Origin of the sequence: Methylobacterium amylolyticum (genome assembly GCF_030700245.1) — a bacterium.
Classification (GTDB): Bacteria; Pseudomonadota; Alphaproteobacteria; order Rhizobiales; family Beijerinckiaceae; genus Methylobacterium.
In genome coordinates this window covers 44,384-67,466 of record NZ_JAUYZI010000028.1, presented here as the reverse complement: position 1 = coordinate 67,466, position 23,083 = coordinate 44,384, and the positions used below count along the sequence as shown (strand labels likewise).

Here is a 23,083-nt window from a genome sequence, read left to right as displayed (position 1 = left end):
GCCGCGCTGCGCACCCTATCTCCTCTTCCGGGCGCGTGGAGAGTGACGTGCGGCGGGAGAGACGTTCGGCATGAGCGACGCGACGAGGGGCGGTCTCCCGCCCGGCACCGGGGATCCGGAGGTTCTGCGCGGTCTCCGCTTCCGCCGCGTGGCGCTGCCGGACGTGACCCTCCACGTGGCCGAGGCCGGCCCGTCGGACGGGCCTCCGGTGATCCTCCTGCACGGCTTCCCGGAGTTCTGGTACGGCTGGCGCCACCAGATCGGGCCGCTGGCCGCCGCGGGCCGGCGGGTCGTCGTGCCCGATCAGCGCGGCTACAACCTCAGCGACCGGCCCGAGGGGATCGCCGCATACCACCTCGACCGGCTGGCCGGCGACGTGGTCGCCCTGGCCGACGCGCTGGGCCTCGCGCGCTTCGACCTCGCCGGGCACGATTGGGGCGGGCTCGTCGCGTGGTGGGCGGGCAGCTTCTACCCCGACCGGATCCGGCGGCTGGCGGCTCTCAACGCGCCGCATCCGGGGATCGTCGGCGCCTACGCGCGCCGCCATCCCGGCCAGTGGCTGCGCAGCGCCTATGTCGGGGCCTTCCAGATCCCGGCCCTGCCGGAGCGGCTGCTCACGGCGGGCGACGGGCGCGCCCTGCGCCGCGCGCTGGCCAATACCAGCCGCCCGGGCACCTTCTCCGGCGCCGACCTCGACGCCTACGCGGGCACCTGGACCCGGCCCGGGGCGATGACCGCGATGCTGAACTGGTATCGCGCCCTGGCGCGGCTGCCCCGGCGGGATCCGCCGCCCGTGGCGGTGCCGACCCTGATCCTCTGGGGCATGCAGGACCACGCCCTGCAATCCGGCCTCGCCGAGGCGAGCCTCGCGCTCTGCGGGTCGGGGCGGATCGCGTGGCATCCCCGGGCGACCCACTGGGTCCAGCACGAGGAGCCGGACGCCGTCGCCGCCGCGCTGCTGAACCTCCTTGCCTGACGCCGCCGCCCCGGCCGCGGCGCCGCCGGATCGGATTTAATCCAGAGTTGGGCTGGTTTTCCTCCGTGGTTTTTCCCTCATCGGAGGTGGAACTTTCTGACAAGCCGACACTTTCGGTGGTGCCTGACCTATCGAGGACCATCCCAATGACGTTCCTGCGTTCCACCCTCGCCGCTGCCGCGCTGCTCGGTGGCCTCGCCATCGGCTCGGCCCAGGCCGCGCCCGTCGCGCCGCAGCCGGGCCTCGCGGGCGACGCCGTCGAGACCGTCGCCATGCACCGCCATCACCGGATGCATCGCCATCACCGCATGCATCGCCATCACACCACCCGCGGCGAGCGGCGCATGCGCCGGATGAACACGATGCGCCACGGCAACCCGAACGCCCGCAACCCGGAGCGTCCCGGCTACAAGCAGCAGCTCGGCAACACCACCAACGGCCCGCGCTACTGATCGCCGAGGGACCGACCGTCCCGGACCCGGCGCCCGCGGCGCCGGGTTTTTTTGTCCCTGCACGGCCGGGCTTCTCCCCAGGCTCCGGCGCGCCCGCGGCCTGATTCGCCGCCGCCGCTCTGCTAAGAGACGGCATGGGCCGCACCGCTCTCCGCTCCTCCCCGCCCCCCGACGCGCCGAGCCTCGACCCGGCCGGCGCCACGCCGATGATGGCGCAGTACATCGAGATCAAGGCGGCCAACCCCGACTGCCTGCTGTTCTACCGGATGGGGGATTTCTACGAGCTGTTCTTCGCCGACGCGGAGACCGCCTCCCGCGCCCTCGGCATCGTGCTGACCAAGCGCGGCCGGCACGCGGGCGCCGAGATCCCGATGTGCGGCGTGCCGGTGGAGCGGGCCGACGACTACCTCAGCCGCCTGATCGCGCTCGGCCACCGCGTCGCCGTCTGCGAGCAGACCGAGGACCCCGCCGAGGCCAAGCGCCGGGGCCCGAAATCGGTGGTGCGGCGGGAGGTGGTGCGCCTCGTCACCTCCGGCACCATCACCGAGGACCGGCTGCTCGACCCGGCGCGCGCCAACCTGCTGCTGGCGGTCGGCCGCCGCAAGGTCGCCGAGGGGGCGTTCGCCTACGGGCTCGCGGCGATCGACATCTCCACCGGGCGCTTCTCCCTCAGCGAGGTGCCGGCCTCCGAGCTGTCCGGGGCGATCGCCCGCCACGACCCCCGCGAGATCGTGCTCTCGGAAGTCATCGTCTCCGATCCGGCGCTCGCGCGGCTCTGGCAGGACGCGAAGGCGGCACTGGTGCCGATGGCTCAAGGGGAGCTGGAGCCGGCCGCGGCCGAGCGGCGCATCCGCGAGCAGTTCGGCGTCTCGACGCTGGAGGGGTTCGGCAGCTTCACCCGCGCCGAGATCGCCGCCGCCGGCACCGGCCTGCTCTACATCGCCCGCACGCAGCTCAGCGCCCGGGCGCCGCTCTCCGTGCCGACCCGCGAGGAGAGCGGGGCGACGCTCAGCATCGACGCGGCCACGCGCGCGAACCTCGAACTCACCCGCACCCTGTCGGGCGAGCGCGCCGGCAGCCTGCTCGCCACGATCGACCGGACCGTGACCGCCAACGGCGCACGGCTGCTCGCCGAGCACCTCGCCGGACCGCTCACCGACCTCGCCGCCATCGCCCGGCGCCACGACGCGGTGGCCCGGCTCGCCGACGATTCCGCCCTGCGCCGCGCCGTCCGCGACGCGCTGGCCCGCGCCCCCGACCTCGCCCGCGCCCTGTCGCGGGTCGGCCTCGGCCGCGCCGGTCCCCGCGATCTCGCCGCGATCCGCGACGGGCTCGGCGCCGCCGCCGACCTCTCGGCCCTGCTCGCGGCCGCGGACACCCTGCCGGACGACCTCGCCCGGATCGGCGCGGACCTCGTCCTGGCCGACCCGGCGCTCGCCGGAACCCTCGCCGCGGCGCTGGCCGAGGAATTGCCGCTGTCGCGCCGGGACGGCGGTTTCGTGCGCCCCGGCTACCATGCCGAGATCGACGAGGCGCGCGGGCTCGGCCAGGATTCGCGCAAGGTCATCGCCGCGCTGCAGGCCCGCTACGCCGAGGAGACCGGCTGCCGGACGCTGCGGATCAAGCACAACAACCTGCTGGGGTTCTTCATCGAGGTCCCGCAATCGGTGGGCGAGGCCTGCCTCAAGGGGCTCCAGCGCGAGTTCGTGCACCGGCAGACCATGGTCGACGCCATGCGCTTCACCAGCGTCGAGCTGGGCGAGCTGGAGCGCAAGATCTCCGGCGCGTCCGATCGCGCCCTCGCTCTCGAAGCGGCGGTGTTCGACGACCTCGCCGGCCGCGTGCTGGCGCAGGCCGAGGCGGTGGCCGCCACCGCCGAGGCGCTCGCCGCCCTCGACGTGTTCGCGAGCCACGCCGAGCTGGCGGTCGAACTCGACTGGCGGCGGCCGCTGGTCGACGAGTCCCTGAGCTTCCGGGTGGTCGGCGGCCGCCATCCCGTGGTCGAAGCGGCGCTCCGGCGCGCGGGCGAGCCGTTCATCGCCAACGACTGCGACCTGTCGGGGGAGGGGCGCGGCCGGATCCGCCTGATCACCGGCCCGAACATGGGCGGCAAGTCGACCTTCCTGCGCCAGAACGCGCTGATCGCCATGCTCGCGCAGATGGGCGCCTTCGTCCCCGCCGCCGAGGCGCGGATCGGCCGGGTCGACCGGCTGTTCTCCCGGGTCGGCGCCGCCGACGACCTCGCCCGCGGCCAGTCGACCTTCATGGTCGAGATGGTCGAGACCGCCGCCATCCTCAACCAGGCCACGCGCCGCTCCCTCGTCATCCTCGACGAGATCGGCCGCGGCACCGCCACCTTCGACGGGCTGTCGATCGCCTGGGCCTGCCTGGAGCACCTGCACGAGAGCAACGCCTGCCGGGCCCTGTTCGCCACCCACTTCCACGAGCTGACCGCGCTCGGCGACCGGCTGGCGCGCCTCGACAACGCGACGCTGAAGGTGGCCGAGCACCGCGACGGCGTCGTATTCCTGCACGAGGTGGTGCCGGGCGTCGCCGACCGCAGCTACGGCCTCCAGGTCGCCCGCCTCGCCGGACTGCCGGGCGGGGTCGTCGCCCGGGCCGGGACGATCCTGAAGAGCCTGGAGAAGACCAAGGGCGGCCGCCCGGCGCGGGCGCTGATAGACGACCTGCCCCTGTTCGCGGCGCTCAGCCCGCCGCCGCCGCCGGAGCCGCCGCCGGAGGACAAGCTGGGCGCGCTCATCGACACCATCGATCCCGACGCGCTCACCCCCCGCGAGGCGCTGGAGGCGCTCTACCGCCTGAAGCGCGAGCGGGCGGAGGGACGCTGAACCGGGGGATCAGAGCCCGGGGGCGAGGCGGAACCCGTCCGGCGCCCCCTGCGGCCGCTGCCCGGTCCGGCAGGCCGCGACGTAGGCCAGGGCGCCCTCCACCGCACGCTCCGAGTAGGGCTTGGCGATCACCCCGATCGCGCCGGCGAAGTCGCCGGGGATGCGCTTGGCGTTGGCGGTCATGAACACCACGCTCGTGCGCGGGTCGGCGGCGAGGGTGCGGGCGACCTCGACCCCGGTCGGGCCGTCGACGAGGTGGATGTCGACGAGCGCGACGTCGGGCGCGGTGGCGCGTCCGAGGGCGACGGCCTCGGTCGAACTCGCTGCGACGCCGACGATGGCGTGGCCGAGTTCGGCCAGCAGGCACTCGAGTTCGAGGGCGATCAGCGCCTCGTCCTCGACGACGAGGATGCGGAGCGCGGGCGCCGCGGCGTGCTCAATCTCCATGGCGCTCCCCGGGCCCGCGCCCCGCTGCGGTCGCGACCGGCGCGGCGCCTGTGCCGGCGTTTCTCAAGCGGACCCGCGCAGCGGAATGTCGATCTCCACCCGCGTGCCGGGTGTCGCCGCCGCCCAGGCGATCCGGCCGCGCAACTGGCGCACCACCATCTCCGCCAGATTGCGCCCGAACCCGGCCGGATTCGGCGGAGCGGCCTCCAGCCCCACGCCGTCGTCGCGCACCGTCAGGCGGATCCCGTCCGCATGCCGCTGCGCCGTGATCGAGACCGTGCCGGAGCGCCCGTCGTGGAAGGCGTGGTGCAGGGCGTTGGCCGTCAGCTCGTGGATCAGCAGGGCGAGCGGCGCCGCCATCGCCGCGGCCACCGCGATCGGCTCGACCTGCGCCTCGATGCGCAGGCGGTCCGCGTCGAGCCCGGCATTGATGTCGGACAGCAGTTCGGTCGCGAACTCGCCGAGGTCGAAATGCGTGCAGTCGCCCTCCGCGTAGAGCATCCGGTGGGCGGTCGAGAGGGCGCCGATGCGCTCGGCCATGCCCTGGAGCGCGTCGCGCGCCTCGCCCTCCGGCGTGCGGCGGGCCTTCAGCAGCATCAGCGAGGAGATCACCTGGAGGTTGTTCTTGACCCGGTGGTCGACCTCGTGGAGCAGCGCCGTCTTCTGTTCCAGGGCCGCGCTGAGCGCCGTGGTGCGGGCCGCCACCTGCCGCTCCAGCTCGTCGTTGGTCCCGCGCATCGCCAGTTCGAGCTGGTGGGTGTGGCTCATGTCCGCCTGGGCGGCGTAGAAATAGGCCACCCCGTCCGCGTCGCGCACTGGCGTGATCGTCATCGCGTTCCAGAACGGCGTCCCGTCCTTGCGGTAGTTGAGCAGCTCCGCCGAGATCGGCTCCTCGGCCGCCAGCGCCGCGCCGATCCGCGCGATCTCCGCCGCGTCGGTGCCGGGGCCCTGAAGCATGCGGCAATTGCGCCCGAGGAGTTCGGGCAGGCCGTAGCCGGTATGCGCGACGAACGCGTCGTTCGCCCACGTGATCGGGTTGTCGGGGGCGCGGGCATCGGTGACGATCATCGGCGACGGGCTCGCCGCGAACGCGCTCGCCAACGCCGCGGCCGGCGGCCCGACATCGGATCGGATCCTCAACGCATCGTTCCAAACGCCCTCGGCAGCCCCGAACGACCGATTCATGGGCGAGGCGTTAAGCAAGCATCGACCATGATCGCCGCGCAAGAGCCCTCTCCCGTCGGCGCCCGGCGCAAGGCTGCCACGATTCTGCGGGACAAGGCCGGGAAGGCCCAGGAGTTCCACGCGATGCCCGTCCGCCCACAAGACGCGCGCCGCTTCCGGCTGCGCGACATCGTCGAGGACCGGCGCATCGTCCTGATGCTGGCGCTCGGCTTCTCGTCGGGACTGCCGCTTCTCCTCGTGCTCGGCACCTTCACCCTGCGGCTGGCCTTCTCCGACATCGACGTGCGGGCGATCGGCCTGTTCAGCTACGTGGCGCTGCCCTACTCGCTGAAATTCCTGTGGGCGCCGATGATCGACCGGCTCGACGTGCCGGTCCTGGCCGCCCGCCTCGGCCGGCGCCGCGCCTGGATGGTGACGACGCAGGTCGCGGTCGCCCTGTGCCTCGTGCTGATGGCGTTCTCCGACCCCAAGACGAATCTCGCCCTCCTGGGGCTCGGCGCCTTCCTCGTCGCGTTCTGCGCGGCCAGCCAGGACGTGGTGATCGACGGCTGGCGTATCGACGCGGCCGGCAGCGACTTCCAGGGCATCCTCGCTGCGACCTCGAACCTCGGCTACCGCCTCGGGCTGATCTCCGCCGGGGCGGGCGCCCTGTTCATCGCCGCGTCCGGCGGCTGGACGGTCGCCTACCTGACCATGGCGGCGCTGATGCTGGTCGGCCTCGTCGCCGCGCTGCTGGCCCCGTCCTTCGACGTCGCCCGCCCGAAGGCCGAGGCGACCGAGGTGGGCCGCTCCCGCCTGTGGTCGGCACGCCGGGCGGTGCTGGAGCCGCTGACCGAGCTGCACGGCCGGTTCGGGTCGGCGCTGTTCGCGATCCTGCTGCTCGTGGCGCTCTACCGGCTGCCGGACTTCCTCTCCGGCGTGATGGCGAGCCCGCTCTACCGGACGCTGGGCTTCGACCTGAAGGAGATCGCCACCGTCACCAAGCTCTACGGCATCTGGGTCGGCATCGCGGGCGGCTTCGCCGGCGGCTGGGCGATGGCGCGGCTCGGCCTGTACCGGACGCTGCTGCTCGGCGCCTTCCTCGCCGCGGCCTCGCACCTGTCCTTCGCGTGGCTCTCGGCCGGGGCGCCGGAGATCTGGCGGCTCACGGTCGCGATCTCGATCGAGAACTTCTGCGGCTCCTTCGCCGGGATCGTGCTCATCGCCTACATGTCGAGCCTGACCAACCCGGCCTACGCGGCCACCCAGTACGCCCTGTTCTCCTCGCTCTACGCGCTGCCCGGCAAGCTGATCGCCGGCTCGGCCGGCTTCATCGTCGCGGCGATCGGCTATCCGGCCTTCTTCGTGCTGACGTCGCTGATCGGCCTGCCGGTGCTGGCGCTGGCCGTCGCGGTGGGCCGTCGCGGCGGCGCCGCCGACCCGGCCGCCCGCGAGACGCCCACTCGCGAGACGCTCGCTCACGAGACGCCGGACGGGAACCGGGCGGCAGCCCCCTCGCTTCCTACTTCCTCGCGGGCGCCGCGGACGGCGTGAGGGACGGGTCCCGCGCGAGGGAATGGGTCTGCGTGAAGCGGGGACGGCGATGAGCACGAGCGATCTCACCCTCACCGGCGACGTGCTGCCGGCGGCCGAGCCCGCGTCGGCGACGCTGAGCGAGGCCGACCGCGCCGCGCTGCGCCGGGCGGTGCTGGCGCTGGAGCGGCCGGGGCTGGCCGCCCGCCTCTCGGCGGCCGCCGGCGCGCCCCTCGACATCATCGGCCGCTCGCTGCCGACGCCGGTCACCGAGGCGGTGGGCCGCAGCACCGAGGCGGCGATGCGCGGTGCCCTGCGGGTCGCGCTCGCGACGCTGCCCGCCACGGAGGTGGTCCCCGCAGGCGGCACCGCGATCGAGGCCGCGACCGCGCGCACCGAGGGCCGTCTCGCCCGCCTGCTGGGCGGCGGGGAGGCCAAGCACAAGGCGCTCGCCGCCGTCTCCGGCGCGGTCGGCGGCGCCTTCGGCCTCGCGACGCTCGCCGTCGAATTGCCGGTCTCGACGACCCTGATGCTGCGCTCGATCGCCGAGATCGCCCGCGAGGAGGGCGAGAACCTGGACAGCCCCGAGGGGGCGCTGGCCTGCGTGCAGGTCTTCGCGCTCGGGGGTGGCAAGGGCGCCCTGTCCGGCGCCCTGTCCGGGACGCTCGCCGCGGAGGCCGGCCCCGCCCTCACGGAGAGCGGCTACTTCGCGGTCCGCGCCGCGCTGGCCAAGACCATGGCCGAGGCGGCGCGCTACGCCGGCAGCAAGACGCTGCTCGACCAGTCCGCCCCGGCGCTCATGCGCTTCACCGCGCAGATCGCCGCCCGCTTCGGGATCGTGGTCTCGCAGAAGGTCGCCGCCCAGGCGGTGCCGATCCTCGGCGCCCTCGGCGGGGCGGCGGTGAACACCGCCTTCATGAACCATTTCCAATCGACGGCGCGGGCCCATTTCACCGTCCGCCGCCTGGAGCGGGCCTACGGCGCGGCCGCGGTGCGCGCGGCCTACGAGGTCGAGAAGGCGGCCCTCGGCGCGGCCTGACCGCGGGACGGCGCGAATCGGGGGAGGGGCGAACTGATCGGCAACGGCGAGATGGTGGCGCGCTTGGCGCTCGCCGCCCTGTTCGGCAGCGTGGTCGGCCTGGAGCGGGAACGCCTGCTGTGGGCGGCAGGCCTGCGCACCCACATGCTGGTCTGCGTCGGCTCGTGCCTGATCATGCTGGTCTCGGCGTTCGGCTTCGCCGACGTGCTCGGCACGAAGAACGTCGTCCTCGATCCCTCGCGCATCGCCGCCCAGGTCGTGTCCGGCATCGGCTTCCTCGGGGCCGGCACGATCCTGCTGCGCGGCGAGGTGGTGAAGGGACTGACCACCGCCGCGAGCCTGTGGGGCGTGGCGGCCATCGGCCTCGCGGTCGGCGCCGGCCTCTACGTGCCGGCGCTCGCCACCACGGCCCTCGTCGTCGGAATCCTCGCCGGGGTGAAGCCGTTCGAGGAGCGCTGGCGCGACCGGATGCGGACCCACACCCTGCGGCTGACGGTGCGGCGCGGCACGCTCTCCATCGACACCCTCAACGGGGTGACCGGCGCCCGGGCCTCGCGGGTGCGCCAGTTCACGGTCCGGCCCGCGGAGGACCCGGCCTGCGAGGAGGTGACGGTGGAGTTCGTGCGGCTGTCCCGTACCAGCGTCGAGACCATCGCCCGACAGCTCCGGGAGCTTCCGAACGTGATCTCGGTGGAGACGGTCGCGGGGTGAGCGCTCAGGCCCGGGCCGCCTCCCCGTCGAGGAACAGGCGGTAGGCCGGGTTCTCGGTCTCGTCGGTGGCCGGGTAGCCCAGATCCTCGATCGCCGCGTCGAACCGCGCCCGCTCCTGCGGCGGGACCCGGATGCCGGCCAGCACCCGCCCGTAATCGGCGCCGTGGTTGCGGTAGTGGAACAGGGTGATGTCGAAGTCCGGCCCCAGGGCGTCGAGGAACTTCATCAGCGCGCCCGGCCGCTCCGGGAACTGGAACCGGTAGAGACGCTCGTCCGCGAGCCCGGGGCTGCGGCCGCCGACCATGTAGCGCACGTGGACCTTGGCCATCTCGTTGTCGCTCATGTCGAGCACCCGGTAGCCGGCCCCGCGCAGGTCGCCGATCAGCGCCTGCTTCTCCCGCCGCCCGCCGGTGAGGTTGATGCCGACGAAGATCTGCGCCTCGGCCGAGGCCGCCTGGCGGTAGTTGAACTCGGTGATGGCGCGGGGCCCGAGCGCGTTGATGAAGGCGCGGTAGGCCCCCGGCCGCTCGGGGATGGTGACGCCGATCAGCACCTCGCGCTGCTCGCCGATCTCGGCGCGCTCGGCGATGTGGCGCAGGCGGTCGAAGTTGAGGTTCGCGCCCGACGAGATCGCCACCAGCGTGCCGGTCCCCCCCTCGCGCTCGGCGTAGACCTTGGCGCCGGCGAGGCTCAGGGCACCCGAGGGCTCCGAGACCGCGCGGGTGTCGTCGAAGATGTCCTTGACCGCCGCGCACATCGCGTCGGTGTCGACGGTGATCACTTCGTCCAGGTGCTCGCGGCACAGGCGGAAGGTCTCCTCGCCGGCCTGCCGCACGGCGACGCCGTCGGCGAACAGCCCGACCGAGGGCAGGCTGACCCGCGTGCCGGCGGCGAGCGCCGCGGCCATGCAGGCGGCGTCCTCCGGCTCGACGCCGATCACCTTCGTCCCGGGGCGCAGGTACTTCACGAAGGTCGCGATGCCGGCGGCCAGCCCACCGCCGCCCACGGGGACGAAGATCGCCTCGATCGGCCCGGTATGCTGCTCCAGGATCTCCTTGCCGATCGTGCCCTGACCGGCGATCACGTCGGCGTCGTCGAACGGGTGCAGGAAGGTCAGGCCCTCGGCCGCCTCAAGGCGCTTGGCCTCGGCGAGCGCCTCGTCGAAGGCGTCGCCGTGCAGGATCACCTCGGCGCCCCGCGCGCGGCAGGCCTCGACCTTGATCGAGGGGGTGGTGCGCGGCATCACGATCACCGCCCGCGCCCCGAGCTTGGCGGCGGCCAGCGCCACGCCCTGCGCGTGGTTGCCCGCCGAGGCGCAGACCACGCCGCGGGAGATCTGCTCCGCGTCGAGCCCCGACATCTTGTTGTAGGCGCCGCGCAGCTTGAATGAGAAGACCGCCTGGAGATCCTCGCGCTTGAGCAGTACCGGCCGCTCCAGCCGCTTGGACAGCCGCGGCATCGGGTCGAGCGGGCTCTCGATCGCCACGTCGTAGACGCGCGCGGTCAGGATCTTCTTGATGTAGTCGGTCATGGGCGGTGGTCTGGGCTCGAGCCTGCGAGGCGGCTGATAGACCCTGGCGGCCCGGGAGGCGAGGGCGCTGCGGTCAGCCCAGCCGGTCGATCAACGCCGCGACCCAGACCAGCAGGGCGGTCACCTGCGCCATGAAGGTTCCGGCCGAGGCGAGGTCCTTCACCCGGCCGATCGCCGGGTCGTGGCCGGGATGGAGGTGGTCGCACAGCTTCTCCACCGCCGTGTTCAGGAACTCGGCGGCGAGCATCAGCAGCAGGCTCGCCACCAGAGCGACCCGCACCCACAGGCCGGAGCCCAACAGCAGCGCGACGGGCACCCCGAGCGCCAGCAGCGCGAGTTCCTGCCGCACCGCCCGCTCGGTTCGGGCACCGTGATGCAGGCCGCGCCAGGAGTTGAGGAAGGCCAGCCACAGCGCGTTCACGAGGCCGTCCCCCCGGGCGCCGAGCGGCTGATCCACTTGGCGAGCAGCGGCCCGGTGATCAGCACCACGAACAGCCGCAGGGTCTGCACCGCCAGCACGAACGACACGTCGGCCTGCGAGCCGACCGCGATGATCGCCACCGAGTCGAGGCCGCCGGGGCTGGTGGCGAGCACGGCGGTGAGCAGGTCGATCGGCAGCAGCAGGGTGAGCACCCAGGCCCAGCCGGCGCAGAGCGCGATCACGGCGAAGGTCGCCGTCAGGATGCCGGGCAGGGCGGTGAAGGTCAGCCGCAGGGTCTCGCGGGTGAAGCGCAGGCCGACGTACCAGCCGATGCAGGCGTAGGCGAGTTCGAGGATCGGCAGCGGCAGCGCCATGCGCGCGACCCCGGTGGCGTGCAGCACGCTGCCGAGCACCATCGGGCCGATCTGCGCGCCGGCCGGCACCCGCAGGGCCAGGGCACCGACCGCCCCGACCACCGCCACCGCCAGCGTCGCGAGCACCGAGGTCACGCCCTCCGACTCCGCCACGGCCGCGGCGCCGGCCGCTGGCTCGGCCATCAGGAGGCGGGCGGCGAGCGAGGCGGAGAACACCACGGCCGCGACGCGCACGTACTGCATGAACGCGACGAGCCGGGGGTCGGCCCCGAAATCCTCGGCCATCGCCACCATCGCCGAGGCGCCGCCGGGCGAGGAGCCCCAGGCCGCGGTGGTGCCGGGCAGGATCCGCAGCCGGGTCAGCATCCAGCCGACAAAGCCGCTCGCGGCCACCGTCACCAGCACCACGGCGACGATCAGCAGGCCGTCGTCGAGCAGGGTCTGGGCGATCTGGCCCGTCACCGCGTGTGCCACGAGGCAGCCGATCATCGCCTGCGACGCCTGGAACCCGCGCTTGGGCACGTGCAGCCGCGAGCCGCCGACGCCGAACGCGATCGCCGCGATCATCGGGCCGAGCAGCAGGGCGGCCGGGAAGCGGGCGAGCGTCAGGCCGTAGGCGATGGCGCCGGAGGCCGCCACGAGGGCGATCCACAGGGCGAGGGTGCGGAAGGGGGGCACGGCGATCGGTCGGAAGGGCCCGTCAGCGACGGGCGTCGGGTCCGCCCGCTACACCGGCGGGGCCGTCCTGTCACGGTCGGGCCGGTCCGTTCCGGCTTCACGGCTCCGTCAGGAGCGACGCGAAGGCGGCCCGCAGCCCCGCCTGCGCCCCGGCGAGGCCCTTGCGCCGGGCGTCGAGCCACGCCCGGTCCGCGTCGAGCCGGGCCTGCGCCGCGGCGAGCATCCGCCGGACCTCGGGCGGCTGCGGACCGCCGAGACCCTTGGCCGCGTCGACCATGCCCCGCGCCGAGAGGGCCGCGCGGAACGACGCCTCGTCGAGGGGCAGCTCCGGCGACAGGCCCGAGCCCGCCGCGGCCTCCGCGTAGATCCGCTTCACCGCGGCGAACGGCAGGTCGGCCGGGCGCAGGTCGTGGCTCCGCCCGTAGCTCACCAGCTCGGAGGCGAAGTGGTGGCCGAGCCGGAACGGCACGTCGGCCTCGCGCTGGAGCCGGTCGGCGAGCTCGGTGGTGGTGGAATAGTCGGCCGCGACCTCGTCCGCGGCGCGCGCACGATCCACCACCAGACCGTCGAGGACGCTCGTCCAGCGGCGGCACAGGGTGACGGCCTCGGCGAGCGTCCGCGCCGGCGGCTGCGCTTGGTTGCGCTTGTAGTCGGGCATGCCCGAATCGACGTTGTGCGCCATGATCGTGAAGGCCTGGGCGCCGCCGACCACGTCGCTCGCCGTCATGCGCAGGCTGTAGAGCGCCACCGGGTTGCGCTTCTGCGGCATGATGCTGCTCGGCCCCGTCAGCGCGCCCTCGCGCAGCAGGATCCAGGGCCGGGTCTGGTGGTACTGGGCGTAGAGATCCTGCGCGAAGCTGCCGGCCGTGGTGGCGAGGTTGGCGGCCACGCCGGTCAGCTCCAGGCCGAGGTCCATCGGCGCGAGCTGGCCCGCGTCGTAGCTGTTCTCCACCGGCGCGTCGAAGCCGAGCAGCGCAGCGAGGCGCTTGCGGTCCACGGGAAAGCTCGACGTGCCGAGCGCCGCGGCCCCCAGCGGCGACAGGTTCACCCGCGCCCACGCCTCGTGCAGGCGGTCCGCGTCGCGGGCGAGCGCGGCCGCGTAGCCGAGCAGGTAGTGGCCGAGCGTCGTCGGCTGCGCCTGCACGCCGTTGGTGTAGGCCGGCACGATCGTGTCGGCCTCGCGCACCGCCACCGCGAGCAGGCTCGCCCGCGCCGCGTCGAGCGCCCCGGCGAGGTCGAGGAGCCGGTCGCGCTGCTCCAGCTTGAGCACCGTCGGGATGATGTCCTGGCGGCTGCGGCCGGCATGCATCCGCGTCGCGTCAGGCCCGGCGACCGCGGTGATCAGCGGCTCGATCTTCAGGTAGTCGTCGGGTCGCGCCGCACCGGGCTTGTCGGCATCGGCGGCGACCCGGTCGAGGGCGCGGGCGATCCGGGCGCCGAGGGCGCGCGGGACGATGCCCGTCTCCACCGTCATCACCAGGGAGGCGCGGTCGATCGCGTCGATGCGCGCGAAGGTGTCGCGCGCCGCCTCCTCGGCCGCCGCACCCTGGGCTACCCCGGCGGCGACGGCCGCCGCCGCGATCCGCTTCCACCGCATCCGCCGCCTCCGCTCCGTCCCGGGCCGTGATAGGCCCGGGCACGCGGCCGGTACAGCGCCGCGCGGTTCACGCAATCGCGGCGTCCCGGCAGGCGGCGGTGCCCGGCGGGGCATGGGCGCGGAAGAAGGCTGCCAGATGCGCCAGCCCGGCCGACCGCGGGTCGCTCGCTCGCCACGCCAGGGCGATGGTCCGGCCCGGCCCGTCCACATCGAAGGCGCGGGTGACGGTGAGGCCGCTGGCATCCGGGCCGGCGGGCACGGCGAGCGCCGGCAGCAGGGTGTAGCCCGCCCCGGCGGCCACCATCGAGCGCAGGGTCTCCAGGCTGGTGGCGTGCCGGCCCGCCGCGGACCCCGCGCCGCAGGCGGCGATGGCTTGGTCGCGCAGGCAGTTGCCCTCGTCGAGCAGCAGCAGGTCCGGCCCGGCGATGGCGGTCGCCGAGAGCGCGCCGCCCTGCGCCAGCGGGTGCTCGGCCGGGCAGGCGAGGTGGAACGGCTCGACGAACAGCGGCGAGAGCGCGAGCCCGCCCTGCGGCACCGGCAGGGAGATCAGCGCGGCGTCGATCCGCCCGTCCCGCAGGCCCTCGACGATCTCGGCGGTCCGCCCCTCCGACAGCGACAGCGCCAGCAGCGGGAATTCCTGGCGCAGCGGGCGCAGCACCACCGGAAAGAAGTAGGGCCCGAGCGTCTGGATCGCCGCGAGCGTCAGCCGGCCCGTGAGCGGCGAGCCGCGCCCTTCCGTCGCCAGCGCCAGCAGCCGCTGCGCCTCCGCCAGCACCACCCGGGCCTGCCGGACGATGCCCTGACCGGCCTCGGTGAGCAGGATCCGGCGGTTCGAGCGCTCGAACAGGGTGAGCCCGAGCGCCGCCTCCAGCTTCCGCACCTGCACGCTCAGCGTCGGCTGGCTGACGTTGCAGCGCTCGGAAGCGCGGCCGAAATGACCCTCGTCGGCCACGGCCACCACGTATTCCAGGTCGCGCAGGGAGAGACCGGCCAGATTCATAGGCTGTGTCTATCACTGTCTTTGCGACGATGCATTTGCTCCGCGATCCGGCCGGCCTCATAACAAGGCCGGAACGGTTCCAGTCTGGAGTCGAGACCCCATATCGGGGTCGACCCAGCCCACGGAGAGACGACACGCATGAGCGATCAGCGCCCGATCCTGACCACCCGCCAGGGCCATCCGGTCCGCGACAACCAGAGCACGCGCACGGTCGGTGAGCGGGGCCCGGCGACCCTCGAGAACTACCAGTTCATCGAGAAGATCACCCACTTCGACCGCGAGCGCATCCCGGAGCGCGTGGTCCACGCCCGCGGCGCCGGCGCCCACGGCTGGTTCGAGGCCTACGGCAAGATCGGCGACGAGCCGGCCTCCAAGTACACCCGCGCCCGCGTGCTGAACGAGACCGGCGTGAAGACGCCGATGTTCGTGCGCTTCTCCACTGTCGCCGGCGCCAAGGAGTCGCCTGAGACCGAGCGCGACCCGCGCGGCTTCGCGGTCAAGTTCAAGACCGTCGAGGGCAACTGGGACCTCGTGGGCAACAACCTCAAGGTGTTCTTCATCCGCGACGCGATCAAGTTCCCCGACATGATCCACGCGTTCAAGCCCGATCCGGTGACGAACCGGCAGGAGGCGTGGCGGTTCTTCGACTTCGTGGCTCAGCACCCCGAAGCGATCCACATGGTGACGCACCTGAAGTCGCCCTGGGGCATCCCGGCGAACTACCGCGAGATGGAGGGCTCGGGCGTCAACACCTACAAGCTGGTCAACGATCAGGGCGAGGCCATGCTCTGCAAGTTCCACTGGGAGCCGAAGCAGGGCGTGCGCAACCTGACCTCGGCCCAGGCGTCCGAGATCCAGGCCAAGGACGTGGGCCACGCTACGCGCGACCTCTACGACAACATCAAGGCCGGCAACTTCCCCGAGTGGGAATTCTGCGTGCAGATCATGCCAGACGGCCCGAACGACCACCTGTCGTTCGATCCCTTGGACGACACGAAGCTGTGGCCCGTCGACCAGTTCCCGCTGCTGCCCTGCGGCCGGATGGTGCTCGACCGGGTGCCGGACAACTTCTTCGCCGAGGTCGAGCAGTCCGCGTTCGGCACCGGCGTGCTCGTCGACGGCATCGACTTCTCGGACGACAAGATGCTCCAGGGCCGCACGCTGTCCTACTCGGACACGCAGCGCTACCGCGTCGGGGCCAACTACCTGCAACTGCCGATCAACGCGCCGCAGCCCGGCGTGAAGGTCTATTCGAACCAGCGCGACGGCCAGATGACCTACGGCGTCGACGGCACCGGCCCGAACAGGCACATCAACTACGAGCCCTCGACGCTGGCCGAGGGCCTGCGCGAGGCGCCGAAGCCGGCGCGCGACTATCACCAGCCGGTGACCGGCAATCTCGGCCGCTACCAGACCTCGCGCACCGAGGACGACTACACCCAGGCCGGAGTTCGCTACCGCTCCTTCCAGGACTGGGAGCGCGAGGACCTGATCGCCAACCTCGTGGGCGACATGAAGCAGTGCCCGGAAGCCATCCAGCTCCGGATGGTCTGGCACTTCTGGCACGCGGACGAGGATTACGGCCGCCGCGTCGCCGAGGGTGCGGGCATCGATCTGGAGAAGGCCAAGGCCCTGCCGCCGCTGCCGGGCCGCGCCGCCCCGGGCAAGCGCCTCAAGGCCGAGACCTACGCGGACGGCTCCCAGGCCCACAAGGTCGCCGCCGAGTGATTCTCTCGATGTGGCCGGCCCGGTGACCGGGCCGGTTCCGAATCTGAGCCCCGCGCGGTCTCCGCGCGGGGTTTTTTGCGGGCTGCGATGGGCCGAGCCGTGCGGTCGGCGAAGCTGCTTCGCCACCCTCCGCGACGACGGGCATCCTCCTCGCGGACCGCCCGGATGTTCGGGCCTGCGCCGTCCGCTCGCGCGTGACGGGGCCCCACGGATTGCGAAGCCTCGGACCGGGGGCGGTACGAGGTCGGATCCCCGGCTCCGCCGCCCGTTCGATCCGCACCAGGGCTCCGAGCTCGGGTTAACAACTTGCAACCTGTGAGAGATGTAATCGACTCTCTCACACACAGCCCGTCATTCCGGGGCGCCGCAGGCGAGCCCGGAATCCAGAACCGCTGACCATGCCGAGTCTCGCGCGCCGGGTCTTGCGCCATGCCTGGCACGCTGGGGCGGTTCTGGATTCCGGGCCCTGCTGCGCAGTCCCGGAATGACGGGGCCTCTCGCAAACACCGCTGCCAAGCCTGCGTCAACCCGAGGTCGGAGCCCTGCGATCCTCACCTCGGCCGTTGCGGCCCGGTCGCCGTTGCGGTAGGCTTGCCGCGTCGGAAAAGGCAGACTTGGTCTGGTAAGCCCAAGTCCTTTCGGTAACGAAAGCTCTGGTCTTTGGCCTCGGGCCCGAGATCCCCGCGACGGACACGTGGCGCGTCATGCGCCCGGTTGTTCGTCCGCGCGGATTCCACGCCCGGGAAACGCTCCGGTCGAATGACGACGACGGAGCGAAGCCATGCCCATTTCCCCTGCGGATTCCTGTGATGTCGTGATCGTCGGCGCCGGCCCGGTCGGCCTGTTCCTCGCCTGTGAGCTGGGGCTCGCGGGATGCGCGGTGCTGGTCCTCGAACAGGCGGAGGACCCGGCCTCGCCGTTCAAGGCGCTGCCCTTCGGTCTGCGCGGGCTGTCCGTACCGACCGCGGAGAGCCTCGACCGCCGCGGTCTCCTGGAGGCCGTCGACGCCGGCGCGGCCGGACGCGACGGGCCGGCGACCGCGCACTGGACCGGGCAGCGGCGGCGCCCGGGCGGCCATTTCGCCGGGATCCCATTCTTCCACGACCGCATCGACGCCGGGCGCTGGCCCTATCGCCTCGCTGGCTCGGCCGGCATCCTCGCGACCGACATGGCGCACCTGGAGACCGTTCTCGCGGCGCGCGCCGAAGCCCTCGGCGTCGCGATCCGGCGCGGCTGCGGCGTGGACGGCGTCGAGCCCGCGGAGGACGGCGTGACCGTCCGCGCGGGCGGCGCCACGGTCCGGGGCCGCTGGCTCGTCGGCTGCGACGGGGCCCGCAGCGCCGTGCGCAAGGCGGCGGGCATCGGCTTTTCCGGCACCGACCCCGAGTTCACCGGCTACTCCGCGCAGGTCGTACTGGCCGATCCCGACGCGCTCCCCGCCGGCCGGCGCTACACGGCGGCCGGCATGTACACCTTCGCGCCGCCCGGCACGCTGGCGATGGTCGATTTCGACGGCGGCGCCTTCCACCGGACCCGGCCGATCACCCGCGCGCATGTCGAGGCGGTGCTGCGCCGGGTCTCCGGCACCGATGTCGCCGTGACGGCGCTCGAACGCGCGACCACCTGGACCGATCGCGCCTTCCAGGCGACCGCCTATCGGGCCGGCCGGGTGCTGCTGGCCGGCGACGCCGCGCACGTCCACGCGCCGCTCGGCGGCCAGGGACTCAACCTCGGGCTCGGCGACGCGATGAACCTGGGCTGGAAGCTCGCCGCAACCCTCCGCGGCGACGCGCCGGCGGGCCTGCTCGACAGCTACGCGCGCGAGCGGGCCCCGGCGGCCGCGCAGGTCCTCCACTGGTCGCGGGCGCAGGTCGCGCTGATGCGGCCGAGCCCGAGTTCGCGGGCGCTCGAAGCGATCGTGCGCGACCTGATCGAGACCCGCGACGGCGCGACCTACTTCGCCGAGCGCGTCTGGGGCGTCGGCCTGCGCTACGATCTGGGCGACGACCATCCGCTTCTGGGGCGCAGCGCCCCCGATTTCGCCCTGGCCGACGGGACGCGGCTCGCCGAGCACCTGCGGACCGGCCGCGGCGTGATCCTCGATGTCGCGCCGTCCGCCGCCCTGGAGGCCACCGCCCGGCGCTGGGGCGCGCGGATCCGCTACGGCGCGGGTGCGGCCGTCCCGGAGGCCTGGGGCGCGCGCGCGATCCTGGTTCGCCCCGACGGCGTCGTCGCCTGGGTGGGCGACGGAGCCTCCCGCCCCGACGACGCCCTGCGCCGGTGGTTCGGGGAGCCCGACCGGCGCCCGGAAGACCCGGACGGGTTTCCCCTTTCCCCCAGCGTGTTCTAGCGTCGCGGCCGCGCAGTCGGAGGGGTTCGCCGCGATGTGTCACGCCGTCCTGATTCGGGAGATCCGCCGGTGAGGTCCGGCACGCGGCTGCCGGAGCGGTCCTTCACCCTCGTCCTGTGGCTCGTCGCCCTCGCCTTCGCCGGCTTCCTGATCGGCCTCGGCTCGCTCGTCGTCGGCGACCTGCCGCAGGTCGAGCGCCGCTACACCCTCGATCAGTTCCTCGACCGGCCGCAGGCGGAGGCGTCCGCGGACGCGCTCAAGCGGATCCGCCGGGAGCTGGACGACAACCGCCGCCGCGCGGAGCAGGCGCAGCTCGCCCTGGAGGCGGCCCGGTCGGCCTCCGAGGCCGCGCGCGAGACCTTCGCCAACTGGCTCAAGACCCGCGACAGCACCCAGCGCGTCGACCAGGATCCCGGCCTCGTCGCGCGCACCGAGCAGCTCGATGGGCTGAAGGCCGCCGAGCGCGCGGTCGAGGAGCGGCTCGAAGGGCTGGCGCGCACCGATCTCGACCTGTCGCACCGGGCGGAGACGGCGGAGGCCGCCGACGCGGAGAGGCGGGCGGCGGCGCAGGAGAAGCTCGACGCGGCCGAGCGCGGGCAGGAGCTGCGCGTGTTCGGCTACCGGCTGGCGCTCACCCTGCCGCTGCTGGCGCTCGCCGGCTGGCTGCTGCTGCGCCGCCGACACACCCGCAACTGGCCGTTCGTCTGGGGCTTCGCCCTGGCGGCGGCCTTCGCCTTCTTCGTCGAGCTGGTGCCCTACATGCCGAGCTACGGCGGCTACGTGCAGTACGGCGTCGGCGCGGTCGCCACGCTGGTCGTCGGCCGGGCGGTGATCGGCGCGCTGCACGCCTACCGCGAGCGGCAGAGCGCCGCCGAGACGCGGCCCGACGAGGAGCGGCGCACCGAGATCGCGGTCGATCAGGCGCTCCTGCGGCTCGCCAAGAAGGTCTGCCCCGGCTGCGAGCGCCCGATCGACCTCGCCAATCCCGAGGCCGACTTCTGCCCGCATTGCGGCCTCGGCATCTACGCGCGCTGCCCGGCCTGCGACCAACGCAAGAGCACGTTCGAGCGCTTCTGCTACGCCTGCGGGCACCGCGCCGCGGAGGCCGCCGCGCCGGGTGCCTGAGGGCCGGGCCCGCTCAGCGCGCCTTCGCCGTCCCGCCCGGGCCCCAGCCGTGCGCCTGGATCGCCTTGGCGAGCTTGCCCTGCATGTCGGGCATCACCGCCTGCATCCACTGCTGCATGCCCGTCATCTGCACCTGCGCGAGCTGCGGCTGCGCCGCCGCCAGCCGCTTGCCGGCGGGGGAGGCGTAGAAGGTCGAGATCGCCTGGAGGTCGTCCTTGTTGAGCACGCTCGCGAAGCCGCGGGCCTGGATGTCGAGCAACTCGTCGTAATGGGCGGTGAGCGTCGGCATCACCACCTCCTGCACCAGCACCTGCGCCCGGTCGGGCTCCTTCACCCCCATCTGCTGGAGCATGCCGGTCATCGGGGCGGCCATCGCCCCGAGGGTCGCGGTGCGGTCGCCCTGCATCGCCGCGACCGCCTCGCGGGCGGCTTTGAGGGTGGCGGGATCCGGCGCGGCGGCCGCGCCGGGCTTCGGCGGCGCCCCCTGCGCGTGGGCATCCCAGGTCGGCGCGCCCGCGAGCAGCGCGGCGCCGAGGCAGAGGCCGAGGAAGTGGGTCGTGATCCGCATGCTGCGTCCTGTCGAGGCGGGGGAAGCGCGATCAGCGCCGGAAGTGCTGGACCGGCGAGACCGTCCCGTCCGTGTAGACGATCTGCGCCGAGGCCGCGCGGGTGGCCTCGGGCGCCTTGAGATAGGGCACGAAGGTGCCGGGGACGGCGAACGGGTTGGCCTCGTCGCAGGGCGGCAGCGCCACGACGCGGTCCGGCTCGGCCCGGTCGAGGCCGATCCGCAATTCCCGGATGGCGCAGCGGTAGGAGACGAGCGGCGTGAAGTAGAGCAGCACGCCGTTGAACGACCGGAACGACAGCCAGCCCCCGGCCGCCATCTCGATCATGCGGCGCTGGTCCCGGCGCAGCGCGGCCGGCGGATCGAACGCGATTGGGAACGGTCCGACGGTCGCGCCGCCGGCATCGACGTAGCGGACCTCCAGCACCCCCGCCGGCACGTCGGCGCCAAGCGCGATGGCGGGATTGGGCACCCGCCGGCCGGTGCGCTGGTCGACGGCGTCGAGCAGGCCGGTCTCGCGGAAGGCCCCCGTCTCGCCGAGGCGCCACGATAGGGCGAGCGCCGGCTCCGGCAGCGACACGCTCGCCGTCCAGCCCGCGTTGCTGCGGCTGAAGCCGACGAGCGGGCCGTTGACCGGCGGATTGTTGCGGTGGAGCGGCGCCTCGGCAGGTGGCGCGACGACCGTCGGCGCGACGACCTTTGGCGCGACCACCGTCGGCGCGACCGCCGGGGGCAGGGCGGCGATCCGGACCGGCGGGGGCGCGGCCTCGGCCACGGGCGGCGGCTGGGCGGTGCCCGGCAGGAAGAAGAAGTCGTCGCCGGGCAGCGAGCCGTAGACGTGCGGGTGCTGCCGCCGGCCGGTCGCGGCCACCACGTCGTCGTGGACGAGGCGGAACAGCTTGCTGATCTCGAGCCCGGGGGTGCGGACGCGCCGGACCAGGGCCTCCACGAACGGGCCGTTCCGGCCCTCGCCGTCCAGCGCGGTCTGGCCGTGCTTGGCGGCGAAGGCGATCAGGGTGCCGCCCTCCGGCTCGACGCGCGCGAGGCCCTGCCCGACCGAGCGCGTGGCCAGCGTCCGCCGCATCGTCGTGAGGAAGGGGTTGTCCCGGCAGGCGTCGAGGATCACGAGCCGCAGCTTGCGCGCCGGCTCGATCGCCTCCAGCACCCGGTCGAGGGCCACCGCCTCGTCGCCGATGTCGCGGTCGCTCTTCAGGCGCGCGTCCACCGGCACGAGGTAGTTGGTGCCGCCGATCTCGACGCCGTGGCCGGCGAAGTAGACCAGAGCCCAGTCGGCGCGCTCGGCCTGCTCGGAGAAGGCATTGAGGGCCGCGATCAGCGCGGCGCGGCCGAGATCGGGCGCGAGCGTGACGGTCCGGAACCCGGTGGCGCGCAGGACCTCGGCGACAGCGGCCGCGTCGCGGCCGGTATTCGGCAGGCGGGGGGCGGCGGCGTAGGCCGCGTTGCCGATCACCAGGGCGACGCGCGTCTCGGCCGCCGCGGGCCCCGCCCCGGCGAGGAGGGCGAGGCAGGCGATCAGGGCGAGGGCGGTCCGAAGCATGAATTCAGTCTGCAACCACGACCGCGGCGGTCGTAGGGCAGAGTTCGGCGGCGGCGCGATCCCGGACAGCAATGCTCGCGGCGGCCGCAAGGTCCGTTCGGGGCGCGGATACAGGTCCGCCGACGGAGCACCGGCGACCGGGGGGCTCCCCGGCCCGAGCGTCCCCGCGTCAGGCGCCCTTCTGCTGCGGACGCGGCACGCGGACCTCGACCATCTGGCCGGTGAGCGGGTTGAGGATCAGCATCGCGGCGCGTCTCCGTGGCGGTCCCGATAGAACGATCCTCGATCGTGGCGGGATCGCGGCGGCCCGGGCAATTGCGCACACGCGGTAAACGGCCCGTTCACGCTGGACCCCGCGCGGTTCATGGGTCCGCGGCGGCCGCAGGATCGGCCGGCTGGCAGGGCCCTGGGGTGCGGGTCCGCTCAGCGCTTCAGCGACGCGATCCAGGCCGCGACCGGATCGATCACGTAGGCGGTGACCGAATTGGCCCAGGTCTGGGCCCAGGCCAGCACGCGCAACTCGGACCGATCGGCGCGCGCCGCCATCAGGGCCATGACGTAGGCGTCCTCCTGCGCCCTGCACGCGGCGAGCGCGGTCCGCTCCCGGGCCTGCCTGCCGTGGCCGGCCATCGGCTGGGCGTAGGCCTCGCGCAGGCAGCCGTGCCAGGCCGCCTCCAGGGCCGGCAGGTCGGCCGTGGCCGCGCGGACCGGGCCGGCGGCGAGGACCAGGAGAACGGTCAGGGCCAGTGCGCGCATCCGCGGCGCTCCGCTGCTTGGCTGTCCGCGAGGACCCGCGCCAGCCGGGGGACGGCCATGGCCGCCCGAGGTATCCCGCACGTGATCAATGCGCGGTTAACGAGCGGTTACGGCCGGGTGGGGGTCGGGCCCTCGACGCGGTGCGGCGATCCCCGCGTCCGGCACGCGGACCGTGTAGCCGCTTCGCGGTTCCCGTCCCGGGACCCGTTGCCAGCGACCGCCCGGGCGC

The 23,083-nt window shown here is 73.6% G+C and carries 20 protein-coding genes; 10 read left to right on the top strand and 10 right to left on the bottom strand.

Annotated features, from left to right (window positions below):
- Positions 1-70 precede the first annotated feature (70 nt).
- From Q8W71_RS19665 to mutS, 3 genes are all read left to right on the top strand, one after another.
- Positions 71-976: an alpha/beta fold hydrolase gene (locus Q8W71_RS19665; protein ID WP_305527094.1), complete on the top strand. Its 906-nt coding sequence runs from the start codon at positions 71-73 to the stop codon at positions 974-976.
- Positions 977-1,122: 146 nt separating this feature from the next.
- Positions 1,123-1,428, top strand: a complete 306-nt coding sequence (locus Q8W71_RS19660) for a hypothetical protein (RefSeq protein ID WP_305527093.1) — start codon at positions 1,123-1,125, stop codon at positions 1,426-1,428.
- A gap of 134 nt (positions 1,429-1,562) precedes the next feature.
- Positions 1,563-4,277, top strand: coding sequence for a DNA mismatch repair protein MutS (mutS, locus tag Q8W71_RS19655; protein ID WP_305527092.1), 2,715 nt, complete (start codon positions 1,563-1,565; stop codon positions 4,275-4,277).
- A 9-nt stretch (positions 4,278-4,286) separates the two neighbouring features.
- Here mutS and Q8W71_RS19650 read toward each other — a convergent pair whose 3' ends face one another.
- Together Q8W71_RS19650 and Q8W71_RS19645 are read right to left on the bottom strand one after the other, a co-directional pair.
- Entirely contained in the window at positions 4,287-4,724 is a 438-nt protein-coding gene (locus tag Q8W71_RS19650; protein ID WP_305527091.1) for a response regulator, read from the bottom strand.
- A 63-nt stretch (positions 4,725-4,787) separates the two neighbouring features.
- Complete coding sequence (locus tag Q8W71_RS19645) at positions 4,788-5,792, bottom strand: histidine kinase dimerization/phosphoacceptor domain -containing protein (RefSeq protein WP_305527090.1); 1,005 nt, start codon at positions 5,790-5,792, stop codon at positions 4,788-4,790.
- Between Q8W71_RS19645 and Q8W71_RS19640 the strand changes: the two genes are divergently transcribed.
- From Q8W71_RS19640 to Q8W71_RS19625, 4 genes are all read left to right on the top strand, one after another.
- A complete protein-coding gene (locus tag Q8W71_RS19640; RefSeq protein ID WP_305527089.1) occupies positions 5,782-5,940 on the top strand; it encodes a hypothetical protein in 159 nt (52 codons plus the stop codon). The genes Q8W71_RS19645 and Q8W71_RS19640 overlap by 11 nt on opposite strands.
- A gap of 92 nt (positions 5,941-6,032) precedes the next feature.
- Entirely contained in the window at positions 6,033-7,442 is a 1,410-nt protein-coding gene (locus Q8W71_RS19635; RefSeq protein WP_305527120.1) for an AmpG family muropeptide MFS transporter, read from the top strand.
- A 49-nt stretch (positions 7,443-7,491) separates the two neighbouring features.
- Positions 7,492-8,460 (top strand): EcsC family protein, encoded by a 969-nt coding sequence (locus Q8W71_RS19630; protein ID WP_305527088.1) that lies wholly within the window; start codon positions 7,492-7,494, stop codon positions 8,458-8,460.
- Positions 8,461-8,511: 51 nt separating this feature from the next.
- Entirely contained in the window at positions 8,512-9,171 is a 660-nt protein-coding gene (locus Q8W71_RS19625; protein ID WP_305527087.1) for an MgtC/SapB family protein, read from the top strand.
- Positions 9,172-9,175: 4 nt separating this feature from the next.
- Here Q8W71_RS19625 and ilvA read toward each other — a convergent pair whose 3' ends face one another.
- The 5 genes from ilvA to Q8W71_RS19600 form a co-directional block, all read right to left on the bottom strand.
- Positions 9,176-10,702 carry a threonine ammonia-lyase, biosynthetic gene (gene ilvA, locus Q8W71_RS19620; RefSeq protein ID WP_370875478.1) on the bottom strand — a complete coding sequence of 509 codons (1,527 nt, stop codon included), beginning with the start codon at positions 10,700-10,702 and terminating at the stop codon, positions 9,176-9,178.
- 73 nt (positions 10,703-10,775) lie between these two features.
- Positions 10,776-11,123: a diacylglycerol kinase gene (locus Q8W71_RS19615; protein ID WP_305527086.1), complete on the bottom strand. Its 348-nt coding sequence runs from the start codon at positions 11,121-11,123 to the stop codon at positions 10,776-10,778.
- Positions 11,120-12,175: an AbrB family transcriptional regulator gene (locus Q8W71_RS19610; protein ID WP_305527085.1), complete on the bottom strand. Its 1,056-nt coding sequence runs from the start codon at positions 12,173-12,175 to the stop codon at positions 11,120-11,122. Before Q8W71_RS19610 ends, Q8W71_RS19615 begins: the two co-directional genes overlap by 4 nt.
- A gap of 97 nt (positions 12,176-12,272) precedes the next feature.
- A complete protein-coding gene (locus Q8W71_RS19605) occupies positions 12,273-13,772 on the bottom strand; it encodes a lyase family protein (RefSeq protein ID WP_305527084.1) in 1,500 nt (499 codons plus the stop codon).
- A 67-nt stretch (positions 13,773-13,839) separates the two neighbouring features.
- On the bottom strand, positions 13,840-14,772 hold the full coding sequence (locus tag Q8W71_RS19600; protein ID WP_305527083.1) for a LysR substrate-binding domain-containing protein: 933 nt from the start codon (positions 14,770-14,772) through the stop codon (positions 13,840-13,842).
- Between the two features lie 138 nt (positions 14,773-14,910).
- On the opposite strand from Q8W71_RS19600, the gene Q8W71_RS19595 reads away from it, so the two are divergent.
- The 3 genes from Q8W71_RS19595 (at position 14,911) to Q8W71_RS19585 (ending at position 19,975) form a co-directional block, all read left to right on the top strand.
- Positions 14,911-16,500 (top strand): catalase, encoded by a 1,590-nt coding sequence (locus tag Q8W71_RS19595; RefSeq protein WP_305527082.1) that lies wholly within the window; start codon positions 14,911-14,913, stop codon positions 16,498-16,500.
- A gap of 781 nt (positions 16,501-17,281) precedes the next feature.
- Complete coding sequence (locus Q8W71_RS19590; protein ID WP_305527081.1) at positions 17,282-18,850, top strand: FAD-dependent monooxygenase; 1,569 nt, start codon at positions 17,282-17,284, stop codon at positions 18,848-18,850.
- A 69-nt stretch (positions 18,851-18,919) separates the two neighbouring features.
- The gene (locus tag Q8W71_RS19585) at positions 18,920-19,975 is read left to right on the top strand and encodes a zinc ribbon domain-containing protein (RefSeq protein ID WP_305527080.1); all 1,056 of its coding nucleotides are present in this window, start codon (positions 18,920-18,922) and stop codon (positions 19,973-19,975) included.
- A gap of 13 nt (positions 19,976-19,988) precedes the next feature.
- On the opposite strand, the gene Q8W71_RS19580 is transcribed toward Q8W71_RS19585, so the two are convergent.
- From Q8W71_RS19580 to Q8W71_RS19570, 3 genes are all read right to left on the bottom strand, one after another.
- Complete coding sequence (locus Q8W71_RS19580; protein ID WP_305527079.1) at positions 19,989-20,543, bottom strand: DUF2059 domain-containing protein; 555 nt, start codon at positions 20,541-20,543, stop codon at positions 19,989-19,991.
- A gap of 31 nt (positions 20,544-20,574) precedes the next feature.
- Positions 20,575-22,098 carry a caspase family protein gene (locus Q8W71_RS19575; protein ID WP_305527078.1) on the bottom strand — a complete coding sequence of 508 codons (1,524 nt, stop codon included), beginning with the start codon at positions 22,096-22,098 and terminating at the stop codon, positions 20,575-20,577.
- Positions 22,099-22,521: 423 nt separating this feature from the next.
- On the bottom strand, positions 22,522-22,854 hold the full coding sequence (locus Q8W71_RS19570; RefSeq protein ID WP_305527077.1) for a hypothetical protein: 333 nt from the start codon (positions 22,852-22,854) through the stop codon (positions 22,522-22,524).
- Positions 22,855-23,083 lie beyond the last annotated feature (229 nt).